This window comes from Nakamurella lactea DSM 19367, from assembly GCF_000426645.1.
Lineage (GTDB): Bacteria > Actinomycetota > Actinomycetes > Mycobacteriales > Nakamurellaceae > Nakamurella > Nakamurella lactea.
Genome location: NZ_AUFT01000006.1, coordinates 277,502 through 292,978 on the forward strand (window position 1 = coordinate 277,502; position 15,477 = coordinate 292,978).

The 15,477-nt window shown below is 69.2% G+C and carries 7 protein-coding genes; 2 read left to right on the top strand and 5 right to left on the bottom strand.

The annotated features are described in order from the left end of the window. Positions 1-25 precede the first annotated feature (25 nt). Positions 26-487 (top strand): MarR family winged helix-turn-helix transcriptional regulator, encoded by a 462-nt coding sequence (locus tag K340_RS28070; protein WP_037363103.1) that lies wholly within the window; start codon positions 26-28, stop codon positions 485-487. 69 nt (positions 488-556) lie between these two features. Here the strand turns inward: K340_RS28070 and K340_RS0107115 are convergent, their stop codons facing one another. Both K340_RS0107115 and K340_RS28075 read right to left on the bottom strand, forming a co-directional pair. Next, complete coding sequence (locus K340_RS0107115) at positions 557-1,753, bottom strand: RtcB family protein (protein WP_029136216.1); 1,197 nt, start codon at positions 1,751-1,753, stop codon at positions 557-559. A gap of 492 nt (positions 1,754-2,245) precedes the next feature. Then, positions 2,246-4,942 (bottom strand): beta-glucosidase family protein, encoded by a 2,697-nt coding sequence (locus tag K340_RS28075; RefSeq protein ID WP_084614128.1) that lies wholly within the window; start codon positions 4,940-4,942, stop codon positions 2,246-2,248. A gap of 325 nt (positions 4,943-5,267) precedes the next feature. On the opposite strand from K340_RS28075, the gene K340_RS0107130 reads away from it, so the two are divergent. Then, positions 5,268-6,413 carry an ROK family transcriptional regulator gene (locus K340_RS0107130; protein WP_029136217.1) on the top strand — a complete coding sequence of 382 codons (1,146 nt, stop codon included), beginning with the start codon at positions 5,268-5,270 and terminating at the stop codon, positions 6,411-6,413. A 16-nt stretch (positions 6,414-6,429) separates the two neighbouring features. On the opposite strand, the gene recD is transcribed toward K340_RS0107130, so the two are convergent. The 3 genes from recD to recC are packed head-to-tail and all read right to left on the bottom strand — an operon-like array spanning position 6,430 to position 15,415. Next, positions 6,430-8,430: an exodeoxyribonuclease V subunit alpha gene (gene recD, locus K340_RS0107135; protein WP_029136218.1), complete on the bottom strand. Its 2,001-nt coding sequence runs from the start codon at positions 8,428-8,430 to the stop codon at positions 6,430-6,432. After that, positions 8,427-11,951 (bottom strand): UvrD-helicase domain-containing protein, encoded by a 3,525-nt coding sequence (locus tag K340_RS0107140; protein ID WP_211229303.1) that lies wholly within the window; start codon positions 11,949-11,951, stop codon positions 8,427-8,429. The genes recD and K340_RS0107140 overlap by 4 nt, the downstream gene beginning before the upstream one ends. Next, complete coding sequence (recC, locus tag K340_RS0107145; RefSeq protein WP_029136220.1) at positions 11,948-15,415, bottom strand: exodeoxyribonuclease V subunit gamma; 3,468 nt, start codon at positions 15,413-15,415, stop codon at positions 11,948-11,950. Before recC ends, K340_RS0107140 begins: the two co-directional genes overlap by 4 nt. Positions 15,416-15,477: the final 62 nt, after the last annotated feature.

Consider the following 15,477-nt stretch of genomic DNA (forward strand, 5'->3'; position numbering starts at 1 on the left):
ACGAGATTAGTACTATGTTGGTTACATGTCAATGAAACCGGTGCAGGCGGTCGATTCGTGGTTGGACGCGGACGAAGAGCGGGCCTGGCGAACGTTCCGGCGGATGATGGTCGTCGTCCAGGCGCGCACGGCACAGGACCTCGCCGAATTGGGACTTTCCGAAGCCGACTACGAGGTCCTCAGCACATTGTCAGAGGCCCCCGACCGGACAAGCACCCTGCACGCACAGGCCACCAAGATGGCCTGGTCGCGCAGCCGGCTCTCCCGACACGCGAGCCGCATGGAGTCCCGCGGTCTGGTCGAGCGACGGCCCGACCCGGACGACGGCCGGGGTTGCCTGCTGGTCCTCACGCCCCACGGGTTCGAGATCCTGGCCGAAGCCGCCCCTGCCCACGTGGTCTCGGTACGGCGGCACGTCATCGACCGACTGCGGCGCGACGACTTGGCGAACCTCGAACGTATCGCCGATCAGATCATCTCCGAGTGATGTCGTCGCGGATCGGGCCACTTCTGCGATTTCGCCGGACCCACCCACCCGAGTTCACGGCCCGGACCGTTAATCGCCCTTCACACTCACCAACTGCCTCAGCGTGTGCCGGATCTCGACCAGATCAGCGGCGTCCGCCATCACTTGGTCGATGTCCTTGTACGCGGCCGGAATCTCGTCGATGAACGCGTCGGTGTCGCGGTACTCGATGCCGACCATCGCTGCCCGCAGGTCGTCCTTGCTGAACGTCTTGCGAGCCCTGTTCCGGGAGTAGGTCCGTCCCGCGCCGTGCGGGGCAGACCGCAGGGCGTCGGCATTTCCCTTGCCCACCACCACGTACGAGGCCGTTCCCATCGATCCCGGAATCAGCCCCGGCACGCCGACGCCGGCGTGGATGGCACCCTTGCGGGACACCCACAACCGCTCGTCGACGCCGTTGACGGTGTGCACCTCGGACGCCGAGTAGTTGTGGTGGCAACCGATGTCCTGCTCCACCGTCACCTCGGTGTCCATCCAGTGCGACAGACAGGACACGGTGCGCTCCATCATCTCGTCGCGGTTGAGCGCGGCGAAGGTCTGCGCCCAGGTCAACTCGGCCAAGTAAGCCGCGAACTCATCGGTGCCCTCGGTGAGATAGGCCAGGTCGGGGTCCGGCAACACCACGCCCGCATCGGCATTCACCGTCCGGGCGACACCGATGTGATGCTGTGCGATCTGATTCCCGATACCCCTCGACCCAGAATGCAGGAACAACCAGACCCGATCGGCCTCGTCCGCGGTCACCTCGATGAAATGGTTGCCCGAGCCCAGCGAACCGAGCTGATGCCGCCAACCCTTACTGCGCGACTGAATGGTCGGCAGCAACTCGCCGGCCAGCTCCTCCAGGGTGGCGATCCGCGGCTCGGCAGTCGGCAGCACCTCCTCGTTGTGCCGACCCATGGACATCGGGATCGCGCGCTCGATCGAGGTCCGCAGTGTCGACAGTGGCTGGGCTGCAGCCGCTCTCGCGACCAGCTCCGACCGGCTGAACTGAGTGCGGACGGCACGCATGCCGCAGCCGATGTCGACCCCGACCGCCGCCGGAATGATCGCTCCCTTGGTCGGGATCACCGAGCCGACAGTCGCGCCCTTACCGAGGTGAGCGTCCGGCATCAACGCCAGGTGCGGGTGAATGATATCGAGCTCGGCGGTGAGCTTCGCCTGCTCCAGGGTGGCGTCGTCGATCATCGATGCCCAGCTGATCAATCTGGGTCCGATTCGCTGCATGATGCGGTCCTCTCGGAATGACGGGATTTGACGGTGTAGTGGACACCGCTGTGTTGTGGACACAAAGAAGCGCCGGCAACCCGAGGTCGCCGGCGCTCACGAGATGGTGAAGGACGCGGTTCAGGTCACCGATTCGAACGAGGCGGGTTGCGGCTCGGGCAGCGCGTAGCGCATGGCCGGCCGGCTCGGCTGTTCCGGTAGTCGGTGCCAGCTCTTACAGCTCATCGGTCGCCTCCTCGGCTCCGCATCGTGTTCGTTTCGGTATGGGCGACAAACTGTCGCGTCGCTGACGGTACACGCACACCGCCCGAGCGCCAAAGGCTTTCGGAGACGTCGGCGCCGACCCGCGCTGTCCAGCGCCGTCCAGCGCCGTCCAGCGTCAACTGGTGTAGCGGCCGAGCGCTCCGCAAGGATTGGCCGGCAACAGCGAGCGTCCCCGCCCGGTGGCGACTGTTCGACCGAATCAGTCACCCTCCGGGCGGGGTCGCCCGATCAGTTGTGCTTGGCGTACCCGCTCACCGTGGATCCATCGCGGACGGTGATCGTCCGGCTCAGGGCCACGTCCTGCTCATTAGGTCCAACCTCCAACCTGCGGGTGCCGACGGCAGTGGTCCAGCCGGAGGCGTCCGACCAGTACTGCAACTGCCGCACTGGAATGTGCAGGGCGACCGTCACAGATTGCTTGGCGGCCAGCTGGATTCGACCGTAGGCGGCTAAGGCCTTGACCGCGAACTGCACGCCGTCCGGCGCCTGATCCGGTGCTCGCAGGTAGAGCTGCGGAACCTCGGCACCGGCAACCTTGCCGGTGTTGCGGACCCGGAAGCTGACGTTCAACCCGCCGTCGGACGCTGTCGAGGTGCGCAGTCCCGAATACTTGAACTTGGCATAGGACAGGCCATATCCGAACGGGTACAGGGGCTTCTCCCCGGTCGCGTCGAAGAACCGGTAACCGATGTTCAGGCCCTCCGAGTAGGTCGTCTTGCAGGTGGAGTTCCGGCCGCCACTGGTACACAGCTTCCCGTCGGCGTCCACGCCGGCGCTGGAGCGTTCAGGGTGGTCGGCCTGGTGCGCCACTTCCTGATCCAGGCTCGTCGGCCAGGTGAAGGGGAGCCGCCCGCCGGGGTTGGCCTTGCCCAACAGCACGTTCGCCTGCGCCACTCCGGCCTGATCGCCCCCGTAGTAGACCTCGAGAACGGCCTTCACCGACGAAAGCCACGGCATGGCAATCGGTTCGTTGGACTGCAACACGACCACCGTATTCGGGTTCACCGCCGCAACATCGGCGATCAATTGGTCCTGGCCGTCCGGCAGCGGCGCCGACAGATCACCGGAGCCGGTCGCCCAGACGAAGACCACCGCGGTCTTGGCCCGCTTCGCGGCAGCAACCGCGGCTGCGTGATTCTTCTTTTGTTGAGCCGGCGTGACCCAGTTCAGCCGGACCTCGACCGGACGCCCCGACACGTCGGGGCTCTGGTCGACGGACAAGGTGTGCGGGCCGGCCGTCAGGGCGACCAACGTGCGCCCGTTAGCGAGGTGGTCCGTCGTGGACGTCGGCGCGTTCCCATCCGTCGGGTGCACAACGCCGTAACGAGCCGACGGTCCGAACCCGCCACCGACGGTGGTCAGCGTGTTCCCGTCGACCTTGAGGGTGGCCGTACCGCCCAACGCCTGGATGTTCAACCAGTAGTTGCCGGCCTTGGCGACCGTCAGATCGCCGCTCCAGCTCTGCGAGCTGCCGGCCGCCAGTGCCCGGTTGTTTCCGGTGGTGAAGTTCAGCCTCCGGTCCACCTGGGTGGCGGTGCTGCCGGGGGTGCTGCGGAGCAGCCCGGGAGATCCGTTGTGCGACAGCGCCGAAGCCGGTACCGGGGCGCCGGTCAGGTCGTCGGCGACCGCGTACTTGATGTGCGAACCTGTCCCCTTGGTCTCCTTGCGCAGCGTCGTCAATGCACTGACCTGCAGGTCTACCAGCCCGCCGGCTGCCTCGCCACCGCTGTTGGTGGCGATGGTCTGCCCCGCGCCGGGTCCGATCAGGGCCAGCGACGACAACGAGGACTTGCTGAGCGGAAGGATATTTCCTTTGTTCTGGAGCAGCGTGGCCGCATCCTGCGCCGTCTTGAGGACGACTCGTTGGTTCTTCGCGGTCGTCTCCGGCGTGACCGTGTGCTTGGAGTTACCGTCGAGCAGCCCGAACAGATCCATCTCGTAGAGAATTCGGCCGGCTGCCTCGGTCACCCTGGACACCTGGATCGAGCCACTGCCGATCGCCGCCTTCAACTTGTCCTTGGTGAAGTACGAGCCGCCCGGCATCGACAGGTCAAGGCCGGCATTGAGGTCTGTGGTGCCGTGGTTGGCGCCCCAATCAGAGGTGACGAACCCTTTGAACCCCAGCTCGTTCCGCAGGATCTGGGTCAGTATCGTCGAATTCGCACACGCCTGGTACCCGTTGACGGCGTTGTACGAGCACATGACGGACGAGACACCGGCTTTGACCGCATCGGCGAACGGCTGCAGGTAGATCTCGTGGAGCGTCTGCGAGTCAACAGTCACATTGTTGCCGCCGTCGTACGCGATGTAGTGCTTGACCTGCGACATCACCCCTTGAGCCTGGATACCGGTGATCTCCGCCGCAGCGGTCTGGCCGGTGAGCAGCGGGTCCTCCCCGAACGTGTTGAATGCCCTGCCCCAGCTGGTATCTCGGTCCATGTTGACGAACGGTTCCAGGACAACGTCCTGGCCCAACGCCCGGGCGTCACGGCCGATGGTCGCTCCGTTCGCCTTGGCATCACTCTGGCTGAAGGTTGCGGCTACTCCCATGGTCGAGGTCATACCGGTGGAGTCCTGCCGGGTGATGACACCGGGCGGACCGTCGGACAGTCTGAGCGACGGAATGCCCAGCCGCGGGATGCCCGGCAGGTAGCCGGCCTGGTACTGCGAATCGGCAGTGGCCGTCTCGCGCACACCGTTCAGCAACGTCAGCTTTTCGTCCAAGGTCATCTTCGCGAGCAGCGCATCGACCTTGGCATCGCCGGTGACGGCCGGCGCCGCGACAGCGCGCACCGCTGCCGTTGTGCTGACCGCGGGAGGACTGGCCGCTGCTGGCAGGAATCCTCCGACCAGGAACGCAGCCGCGGTGATGCCGATCGCAGTGGAAGCCGGTCTTCTCGACCACGGTCGAGTTGATGTCGTCATGGCACGTCGGTCCTTCCGGTGTCCCCGCTGGGACGTTTGGCCTCCGACAGCCCGCTCGTCACTCGACGCATGCTGCTGCGCAGGCTCACTGAGGTGAGGTTCCGAACCAGACCGGGCCGGGTGAGTCCGCAGGGGTTCGGCGTGAACGTTCTGCCCGGAATCGTTCATCTTCTGGTTGATTAGTGTCAAGGCTGCCAGCTTTTATTTCTGAGCATGGATTAAAGTGACACAGTTGCGCCTGCAACCTGCGCTTCCACGGAACTGCGCCCCGGAATCGACCGCATCTGCACCAATCAGGGATCGGTGCCCTGCTACGGTTCGGCCCATGGGTTCACGCGATACCAATCTCGACCGCGTGCTCGCGCTGGTCCGAGAGCGTCGATCCGTCAGCCGGACCGAGCTCGCGGCGGCCACCGGGCTGTCCCGCAGTGCCATCTCGACTCTGGTGTCCACCCTCATCGATGCGAACCAGGTCGTCGAACGGGTGGGGCCACCGAAAGGACCGGGATCGGGCAGCGGCCGGCCGTCTGTCGAGCTGCTCCCGGTATTGCCTGCCGGGTATCTGTTGGCGATCGACTTCGGCCACAATCACATCGCTGTCGCCGTTGCCGAGACCGATGGTCGAATTCGCAGCCGGCGTCGCATCGAGATCCAGGTCGACGCACACGCACCCGAAGCGCTCGACAACTGCGCGCAACTGGTGGCAGCGACGTTGCACGATCTCGGCGCACCGATCGAGCGGGTATTGGCTGCGGCGGCGGGCATTCCAGGGCCGTTGGATTCGACGCCGCAGCGAAACGTGATGTCCCCGACCATCCTTTCCAGCTGGGTGGACCTGTCGCCGGAACTGGAGTTGGAGCGCCGAATCGGGCTGCCGGTCCAGGTCGACAACGACGCCAATCTCGGGGCGTTGGGCGAGCTACGGTTCGGTGTCGGGGGACGTCTCGGCGACTTCCTGTACGTCAAGGCATCACACGGAGTCGGGTCGAGTCTGGTGCTGTCGGGGAGGCCATATCGCGGCGCCACTGGTATCGCCGGCGAGATCGGACACACCCAGATTCCAGGTCTGACGCAATGGTGTCGGTGCGGGAACCACGGTTGCCTGGAGACGGAGGCCTCCATCGACGTGGTCCGGGACAAGCTCAGCCGTATTCGTCCTGAATTGGCGGAACCGGCTGTCGCCCAATCGGATCCGGCCGGCCGTCGCATCCTGTCCGGGGCGGGACGGACGATCGGCAGGGTGATCGCCGACCTGTGCAACTGTCTCAACCCAGCGGGGGTGATCATCGGCGGCGAGCTCAGCGAATACGGCGACCCGGTGATGGACGGCATCCGGGAGTCGATCGACAGGTTCGCGCAACCTGCTGTCTCCGACGCAGTCACCGTTGTCCGCGCCGAAACCGGTTCCGACGCAGAGCTTCTCGGCGCTCTGGCGATGGCGACCGACGCAGTGCTGGGTGTGGTGCGCTGACCGATCTGAAGCCCTGTCAGCGCCGGCGCAGCCCGGAGGCCCTGGTGACCGGCCGGCCGATGGCGGCGCGGACCGCGTCCTCGGTGCCCACCACCCGCACCCGTTCGCTGGCCCGGGTGACGGCGGTGTACAGCAGCTCCCTGGTCAGCAACGGCGATTCGGCGGGCGGCAGGACCACCGTCACCGCGGTGAACTGACTGCCCTGGCTTTTGTGGATGGTCATTGCGTAGACGCTCTGCACGCCGGACAGTCGACCCGGCCGCACCAGGATCGGGTCCGCGGGGTCGCCGAAAGCGGCGATGATTCCCCGTTGCGGGTCCCGCACCACCACGCCGGTATCGCCGTTGAAGAGCCCCAACTCGTAGTCGTTCTCGCTGACCAGCAGCGGCCGTCCCGGCGACCACCAGATGCTCGCGGCCTCCAACGCCGCAGCGCTATCGGTGCCGGGCAACGGATTCGTCAGCAGGTCGGCGGCGATCCAGCGTTGCGCATTGGCCGCCCACAGACTCGCGCCGTACGGGCCCCGCCGGTGCGCGCACAGCAGCCGATGACGGTCCATGGCGACGAGCGCGCCCGGGATGTCGCCGGCGGTGGCGGCAACGGCCAGCGCCCTGGCCGATTCCACCACCTGGTCGCGGAACGGCGCCCGCTCCGCCCGCAGCACGTCGATGTCCCAGGGCACCAGCGACACCGCTGCCGACGGATCGTCGGCAGCGGTCAGCACGGCGAGCGCGGCATCCGCGTCGCCGGTCCGCACCGCATCGGCCAGCTCGGCGATCGCGCCACCGAACCGGAAACGATGGGTGAGCCGGGTGACGCCGGCCGCCGCTTCGGCCCGGCCGATCGCGTCCAGCCCCGCAGACTCCACCGGGCACAGTCGCTCGATCACCTCGATCCCGGCGACCGCGTCGATCTGCTTCGCCGATCCTGATCCGAGATCGGTTGCCCTGGCAACGATATCGCCGAGTACGGCGCCGGCCTCGACCGAGGCGAGCTGATCCGGATCGCCGACAAGCACCAGCCTGCCGTCGGGCCGCATCGCCTCCAGCAGCCTGGCCATCATGGTCAGCGAGACCATCGAGGTCTCATCGACGACCACGATGTCGTAGGGCAGGTGGTTGGTCCGATCGTGCCGGAACCTGGACTTGGAGCGGGGTTTCCAGCCGAGCAACCGGTGCAGGGTGGACGCCGTCAGCTCGCCGAGACGCTGTTGGTCGGACACCCCGAGGGTGGCCACCTCGTCCCGCACGGCCTGCTGCAGTCGCGCGGCCGCCTTGCCGGTCGGCGCCGCGAGCGCGATCCGCGGACGCGGGCCCGGCTGGTCGACCAGCACAGCCAGCATCCGGGCCACCGCCGTGGTCTTGCCGGTCCCCGGGCCGCCGGCGATCACCGCCAACCGATGGCCGGCGCACACCGCGGTAGCGATCCGCTGCCGGGACTCGTTGTCGCCGGGGAACATCCGGGCGATGGCCGCCCTGAGTCGGTCGGCGTCCGCGCCGTCGGCCAGCCCGACCCCGCTGCGGGCGTCGAGTTCGGTGGCCACCAGATGCTCCTGCCGCCAATAGCGGTCCAGGTAGAGCAATCCGTCCGACCAGCGCAGCGGCCGGCCCGGACCGCCGATCGACCGGGCCGCCGGGGCCGCCGCGCCGACCACCGTCACCAGCGGGCTGTTCTGCACAGCGGATGCCCAGTCGGTCGGGTCCGGCCAGTCCAACGCACGCACCGCCGTCAGCTGCCTGGCCAGTTCGGGATCGGTCACCTCCTCGATCGCCCGATCGTCGCCGACGACGGTGTCCCTGACGGTTGACAGGTCCAGGCAGACCGAGCCGTTGCGGACCGCACGCACGGTGAGCGCCGCGGCCAGTAGCACCCTCTGGTCGCCCTCCCCTCCGAGCTGCCCGAGCTGACGGGCGACGTGCACATCGGCGGCATCGAGCACCTCGGCCCGATTGAACTCGGACAGCACGCCGCGCACGGCCAACGCCAGGTTGCGTCCGTACGGATCCGGTGTGGTCATCGTGGCTCACCTGCCAGCACCCGGGAGGAGGCGATCACCAACTGCGCGGACGGCGTCCAGGTGAACACCCCGCACGGCATCCCGTCCAGCACCGGGGTGTCCGGGCCCGACATGCCGCGGACGAACAGGTAGAGCGCGCCGCCCAGATGGACGTCGGGGTCGTACCCCGGCTGGCGCCACCGCAGGTACCGGTGCAGCGCGACCGCGTAGAGCAGTGCCTGCAGCGGGTAGTGCGCGGTCATCATCGCGTCGGCCATCGCACGCGGGCGATAGTCCCAGGCGGACAACGCCTCTCCGGGGACCCCGAGCCGGTTCGTCTTGTAGTCGACGATCAGGTAGCGCGGTGTGGAATCGGCGCCGGTGACCCGAAGGACCGCGTCCAGGCTGCCGTTGAGATAGCCGCGCAGCGGCTCTCCGGCCAGCAACTCGTCCCGCAGCAGTTCCGGGTAGCCGGCGAGCAGCTCGTCGGCCGCCAGGTGCTGCTGCAACACATCGGCGAGATCCGCCAGTTTCGACTCGGTGTGCGGGTCGTCGCCGCCGGCCAGCGGCAGTTCGAAGTTCATCTCTGCCAACCGGTCCCGCGGTGGGATCGCGGCCAGCGTCAGGTTGCCGGCGGCCGCGCCGAGCGGCGTCCGGAACACCGGCTCCAGTCCGGCGGCCAGGGCGACGGGGTCGAGTTCGGTGTTCACCTCGCTCCCCGAGGAACTGCCGAGCACCCGTTCGCAGTGCGCCAGCAGTTCTGCCCGCAGGTCGGCGGCATCGGTGTCCAGGTACTCGAGTACCTCGTGCACCACGGTGCCGAACGCCGTGCCGCCGGGAAAGTCCTCCAGCGGCGAGCCGATCTCCCGCAGCCCCGCCTCGCCGGCGCTCACCGCTTCGAGGGCGTCGGACGCGTCGGCTGCACCCATGAACGGCACCGCCGGCTCGTCGACGGTCCCCGGGTTCTCCGGCTCGCTGCCGGTGACCGGATCGACGCCGCCACCGGAAGGTGCGGCGCTCTCGGAGTCGTCCGCCTCTCCCGGCCCGTGCGGGCCGGGCAGCGCCAGCTCGAGGGCGCCGTAATGCGCGTCGTGCGCGGCTTTCGTCAGACCGGAGTACGAAGTGCGCCGCCAGCTCACGTCCAGATCCCGATCGAAGGTGCGTACCGTCAGCTCCGTTGCCGGGTCGGCGGTTCGCCGGTAGTGCGGGGTCCGGTCCGGTTCGGCTTCCTCGATCGCGATCAGTCCGCCGGAGGCCGCGGACCGACGGTCCAACGCCGCCCTGACGTCCGCATCCTGACCGAAGTCGACCCGGTCGGGTACCTCCCCGTGCGCGGAGGTACCCAGCAGCACCCGGTTCAGCGGGGACTGCGCGGTGACGGTGCTCGGCACCCACCAGGTGACCAGCATCGAACGCGCCCGGGTGAAGGCCACGTACATCACCCGCAGGTCCTCGCCCAGCGCCTCGGCGTTGTGCGCCTTGATCCGCTGCCGGTAACCCGGCCCGCCCTCGCCACCGACGTCCAGCACCTGGTGGCCGTCGGAATCGTGCAGCCGCAACGGGTCCGGGTCGTCCGGCAACCACCGGTTCCAGGCGTACGGCACGAAGACGACGCCGAACTCCAGGCCCTTGCTGCGGTGCACGGTGAGCACCTGTACCGCCGCGTCCTCGGACGACAGCCGTCGGCTCAACTCCTCGGGAGCATCCCCGCTCGCTTCGTTGATCCGGTGCCGCAACCACTCCAACAACGCTGCCGAGCCGAGATGCTCCGTCCTGGCGACCGCGTTCATCACGTGCGCGACGTGCCGGATGTCGGTCAGCAGCCGGTCGCCGTCCGGCATCGCCAGCACCCGTTCGGCGATGCCGCCGCTGACCGTCACCGTCTCCAACAGCGCCGACATCCCGCCGGTCTGCAGCCGGCGCGCCCAGTCCCGCAACAGGTCGATCAGCGCATCGATGTCGACCGGTCCGGCGGCGGCGAGCTGCTGCGCCGTCCAGCCGATGAACGGGGTGAGGGCGGCAGACCTGGCTCTGCTGGCCCGGTTCGGCGCGTCCAAGGCGTCCAGCAGGGTGCTCCAGTGCCGGGCGGCGTCGGAGTCGAAGACGCTGGCGTTCCCGGTCAGCACCACCGGCACACCGAGCTTGCGCAGCGCATCCCGGATCAGCACCCCCTGGTCGTTCTGGTGCACCAGGACCGCGATGTCGCCGGGGCTGATGTCCCGGGGCGGGCCGTCCTTGCTCTCGATCGTCGCGCCGGAGCCGAGCAGTTGCACCACCTCGGCGGCCAGGTCGGTTGCCACCACCGCCCGGGCCGACTTCGCGATGCACTTTCCGCCGGCGCTCTGATCGGCCTGCCAACGGCGCAGCCGGCGGATCCGCAGCGGCGCAAGGCTTTCTCCGGCACGGCCGCCCGGAACCTGCAGCCGCGAGCCCGCGTGACGGGCCTCGATGGTGTGCACCCTGATCCTTGGGTCGCCGAGTGTCAGCCCGCCCCACAGATGGTCGAGCGCCCGAACCAGTGGGGCGTCGCTGCGCCAGTTGGTGCCAAGGGTCTGCTGGGCGCCGGCGGCGTCGACGGCGGCCAGGTAGGTGAACACGTCCGCCCCGCGGAAGGCGTAGATGGCCTGCTTCGGATCGCCGATCAGCACCAGCGTGCTGTGCGTGTGGAATGCGGCCTGCAGGATCTTCCACTGCACCGGATCGGTGTCCTGGAACTCGTCGACCAGCACCACCTGGTAGGCCGACCGCAGGGTCGCCCTGGCCGCTTCGCCGCGCACCGGATGCTCCAGCGCCTCGGCCAGCCGGGTCTGCAGGTCGTCGAAGTCCATCACCCGCCGGCCACGCTTTCGCAGGTCGAACGCGGTGCGGACGCCGGCGGCGAAGGCGACGCGCTCGCCGGCCGGGGTATCTGCCGGCGCCTCCACCGGTTCCAGCCGCGCCTGCGGGATGCCGACCGCGTCCGCGGCGAGACGCAGCGCCGTCGCCTGGTCGAACGGCGGGGCGTCCCGATCGGCATAGCGGCGCAGGTACTCGTCGTCCACCACCTGCCGGAGCAACTCGATCGAGTTCTCCAGCAGGCCGGTGTTCGGCTCGTTGTCCGCGGCGATACCCAGCCCGGCCAGCATCCGCTGACAGAACGAGTGCGTGGTCGCGATGGTCGCCTCGTCGAACGCGGCGAGCGCGGTCGCCAGTCGCTTGCGCCGCTGCGCCACCTCGCCCGGGTCGGCATCGGCCAGCAGCGCGACCACCTCGTCGTCGGAGCCGGCCGCGACCGCCGGGTCGGCCAACTGCCGTTCGATCTCGACCAGCCGGCCGCGCACCCGGTCGCGCAGCTCCTGGGTGGCCATCCGGCCGAAGGTCACCAGCATCATGTCCTCCAGCCGCACCTTCCCCTCGGCCAGGTAGCGAGCAGTCAACGAGGCGATGGTGTAGGTCTTGCCGGTGCCGGCGCTGGCTTCCAGCACCACGGTCGAGCCCCAAGGGAGGTCCGCGGTCACCTGGAAGGTGCCGACCGTCGGCAGCGCCCTGTCCGATCCGCTCACGATCCGATCACCTCCGCATCCAACAGCGGTCGGTACACGGCATCGGCCAGCTCGCCCCAGCGTCCGGTCTCGTCGATGGCTGCCGGCCCGGCCGGACCCAGGCCGACGGCGACCGTGGCGAGATCGACCGTGCCCCAGATCATTCGGTGTTCGGCGTCCTGTCCCTCACCGGCGAACCGGTCGCCGGCCCAGTCCCTGGCCGCCCACTCCAGCGCCTCCTGCGGGTTCCGCCCCTTCTGCCGGCGGGCCTCGACATACGTCATCGCGGTCTTCGGCGGCAGCGGCAGCGGAGCCGTCAGCCCGGCGTCGCGAATCGCGACCAGACTCGCCAGCGTCGCGGCTGCCCGCTCGGCCGACGGCGGCGTCATCCGGGAGACCCGCACCGGCTGGTACTTCCCGCCGCGACCGATCGTCACCGCTCGCGGGGCGAACCCGGGACTGACGGCGGCCAGCGCCAGTACGCTGATCCAGGCCCGGATCCGGTGCCTGGCACCGACTCTGGAATAGGTGACCCTGGTCAGCACGCCGTCCCGCAGCGGGCCGACGGTACCGGTCAGCAGCCGGCCGCCGGGCAGCGCCAGGTTGATGTCGTGCTGCTCTCCGCTGCCGCCGGTCAGCGGGCCCGCCGCATCGACCAGCGGCGCGACATTGTTCGTCAGCTGCCGCAGTACCACGCTCGCCTGCCGCCCCGGCGGGAGGCTGCCGCGCCGGAATTCGGCCTGAACCACCTCGGCGGCCGGGGCGCCGGCCAGCTGTTGGTGCAGAATGCGCTCGCCGATCGCCCACTCCTGCAGGCTGTCCAGGCTCACCGAGAGTTCGTCGTCGACGTCGTCCTCGGTCCAGGTACCGGACAACCCGAGCCGGTCTCGCAGGAACGCCTTGGCCGGATGCTCGAAGAACCGGATCAGATCGGCCAGCTCGATGGAGCTCTCGGCCGGCGGCTCCGGCAGCGCAGAAGTCAGCAGTCCGGTGGGCGCCGGCCCCCCGTCGGCCAGCACCCGCGCCGAGGCCCTGGCACCCAAGAGGGCGGACCGGTCGAAGCTGAACGGCCCACGAGTCGGGGAATCTGCCGTCGCGAAGTTGCGATGATCGAAGGGCTGCAACGGATGCCGCACCAGCAGCTGGTCTCTGGCCGGGCCGCCATCGGCCGCGCGGACGGTGGCGTCCAACACGTCCAGCACCTCGCCGAGCGCGGCGGCGGGCGGCCGCTCGGTGCCCGTCCGGTCGTCGGCGCCGGAATACAGGAAGACCAGATGCTCGGTGGCCGCATTGATCGCATCGAGCATCAGCTGCCGGTCCTCGCTGGTGCGATCCCGTTCGCCGACAACGGGTTCCAGCGACAGTACGTCGTCGCCGTCGACCCGTCCGGTGCGGGGAAACTCGCCGTCGTCCAACCCGAGCAGGCAGACCACCCGATGCGGCACCGACCGCATCGGCACCATCGAACAGATGGTCAGCTCACCGGTGCGGAAGTTGGCCCTGGTCGGCCGGCCCCGCAGCGCATCGGCGAACATGCCGGTCAGGTCGGCCAGTCGCAGCGGCATGGACGCCGCCCGCGGGCCGGCGTCTTCCACTGCCTCCCGCAGGGTCCGGTGCGCCTGGTCGAGTTGCCAGGCGTCCCCGTCGCTCACCGCAGCCAGCGATTCCAGCGCGGCGCCCAGCGCGCGGACCCACTCCGTCAGCGGCTGGGTCCGGGTGAGCTCCCTGGCCGCGAGCGCCAATCGGTCGACCAGCTCGGCGAGCCGGCCGGTCAGGCCGATGTCGGACGAGTCGACGTCGTCCAACGGCAGCGCCAGGCTCAGATAATTCGGCTCGTCCTCGGACATCGCGACGCCGAGCAGAATCCGGTCCAGCCCGGTGCGCCAGGTGTTCTGCTTCAGTCCGGCCAGCCCGTAACCGGCCCGGCTCCGTTCGTTCAGTCCCCATCGGATGCCGGAGGCGATCACCCACTCCCGCAGCCGCTGCAGATCGTCGTCATCGAAACCGAACCGGCGACGCACCGGCGGCAGGGCAGCGAAATCAAGGACCTCGGAGGCACCCATCCGCGAGTCGGCCAGCTCGAGCAACCGGGCGAGGACGTCCAGTACCGGATTGGTCCGGCGGAGGGCGCGGTCGGCGAGCCGGACCCGGATCCTGGTCCCCGGATGGGATCCGTCGACTGCGTCGGCGACCACGGCAGCCGGATCGCCGGGCGTGCCGAAGGCAGCCAGGATCAACGGGGCGTACAGCTCGATGTCCGGACACATCACCAGGATGTCCCGCGGCTGCAGGGTCTGGTCGTCGGCGAGCAACCCGACCAACACGTCCCTGAGCACCTCCACCTGCCGGTCGCGACCGTGACAGGCGTGCACGCCAATGCTGCGATCGTCCGGATCCAGCAGCGGACGCCGGTCGTCGCCCCGCTGATCGCCGGGCGGCGGCCGATCGCCGGCCAGGTCCTGCTGCAGCCGGCCGAGGACACCGGGTGAGCGACCCAGATCGGGGTGCAGGTGGTCGATCACGGTGGACCGGCAGGACATCAGTCGGAGCTGAAACTCCCGGCTGTCCCGCCCCAGGGAACGCAGCAGCGGGTGGCCGGGGGCACCGGCCGTCGGGTCCTGCCGCCGCCGGATCGGGCCGCCGCTGCTCGCCTCGCTGCGCTGGGCAAGGGCCGCCCACAGCGACGGTGACGGCTGCGGGATCCAGACATGCACGTCCCTGGCGGCAGCGATAGCGTCCAGCACGGCAAGTTCCTGGGCCGACAACCGGGTCGGGCCGAAGACCGACAACCGATCCGGCAGTGGCAACAGCTCCGGCCGGTCGCGGAGGCTGTCGCAGGCGGCGTCCAGCCGTTCTGCCGGGCAGGGGCTGTCGATCGCCGCCCGCAACCGGCGGAACAGCTCGGGCTGCCAGTGCCGTTGGACGGGCAGCTCGAGGCCGCAGCCGTCGGTGTTGCCGCCGGCCACCCAGTCCTGCAGCACTCCGGGCCGGTAGGCACTGTAGGACTCGAACAGACCGGCCAGCCGCCCGGCGACGGCGAGCCGTCGGGACCGGCGCAGTTCGGCCGCAGGGCCGTCGGCCGGGTCGGTGGCCGGGTCGGTGGCCGGGTCGGTGGCGCCGAGATGGTCGGCGAGGGCGGCGCACCACGGCTCGGTGACGCACTGATCGATGGTGGCCAGCAGCGGCCAGACCATCCGCTGAACCTGCCAGGGGTCGGTGTCCGGGTCGACACCGGACGCGATGCTGAGCGCTCGTTCGACGAGCCGGGTGGGCGAGGAGAAATCGACGTTCGCGCAGACGCCGTCGTCCCCATCGGTCCGGCCCAGCTGATGGGCCAATCGCTGGGTCAGCCAGCGCTCGATTCCCCTGGCCGGTACGGCGACGATCTCGGTGGCCATCGGATCGGCCAGCGGGGCGCGCAACACGTCTGCCAATCCGGCGACCAGCGCATCGCTGCGCTGCGCGCGGTGCAGATGTAGCGGCATGTAACTCCCCCGGGTCGACTCTGTGCTGCGAGCCTACGACCCGATACCGACAGCGTGAGTCC

Excerpts from the sequence above, each read along its gene's own strand:
- K340_RS0107115 (WP_029136216.1), bottom strand. The coding sequence starts at position 1,753 with ATGCAGCGAATCGGACCCAGATTGATCAGCTGGGCATCGATGATCGAC.
- K340_RS0107130 (WP_029136217.1), top strand. The coding sequence starts at position 5,268 with ATGGGTTCACGCGATACCAATCTCGACCGCGTGCTCGCGCTGGTCCGA.
- recC (WP_029136220.1), bottom strand. The coding sequence starts at position 15,415 with ATGCCGCTACATCTGCACCGCGCGCAGCGCAGCGATGCGCTGGTCGCC.
- K340_RS28070 (WP_037363103.1), top strand. The coding sequence starts at position 26 with ATGTCAATGAAACCGGTGCAGGCGGTCGATTCGTGGTTGGACGCGGAC.
- K340_RS28075 (WP_084614128.1), bottom strand. The coding sequence starts at position 4,942 with ATGACGACATCAACTCGACCGTGGTCGAGAAGACCGGCTTCCACTGCG.
- recD (WP_029136218.1), bottom strand. The coding sequence starts at position 8,430 with ATGACCACACCGGATCCGTACGGACGCAACCTGGCGTTGGCCGTGCGC.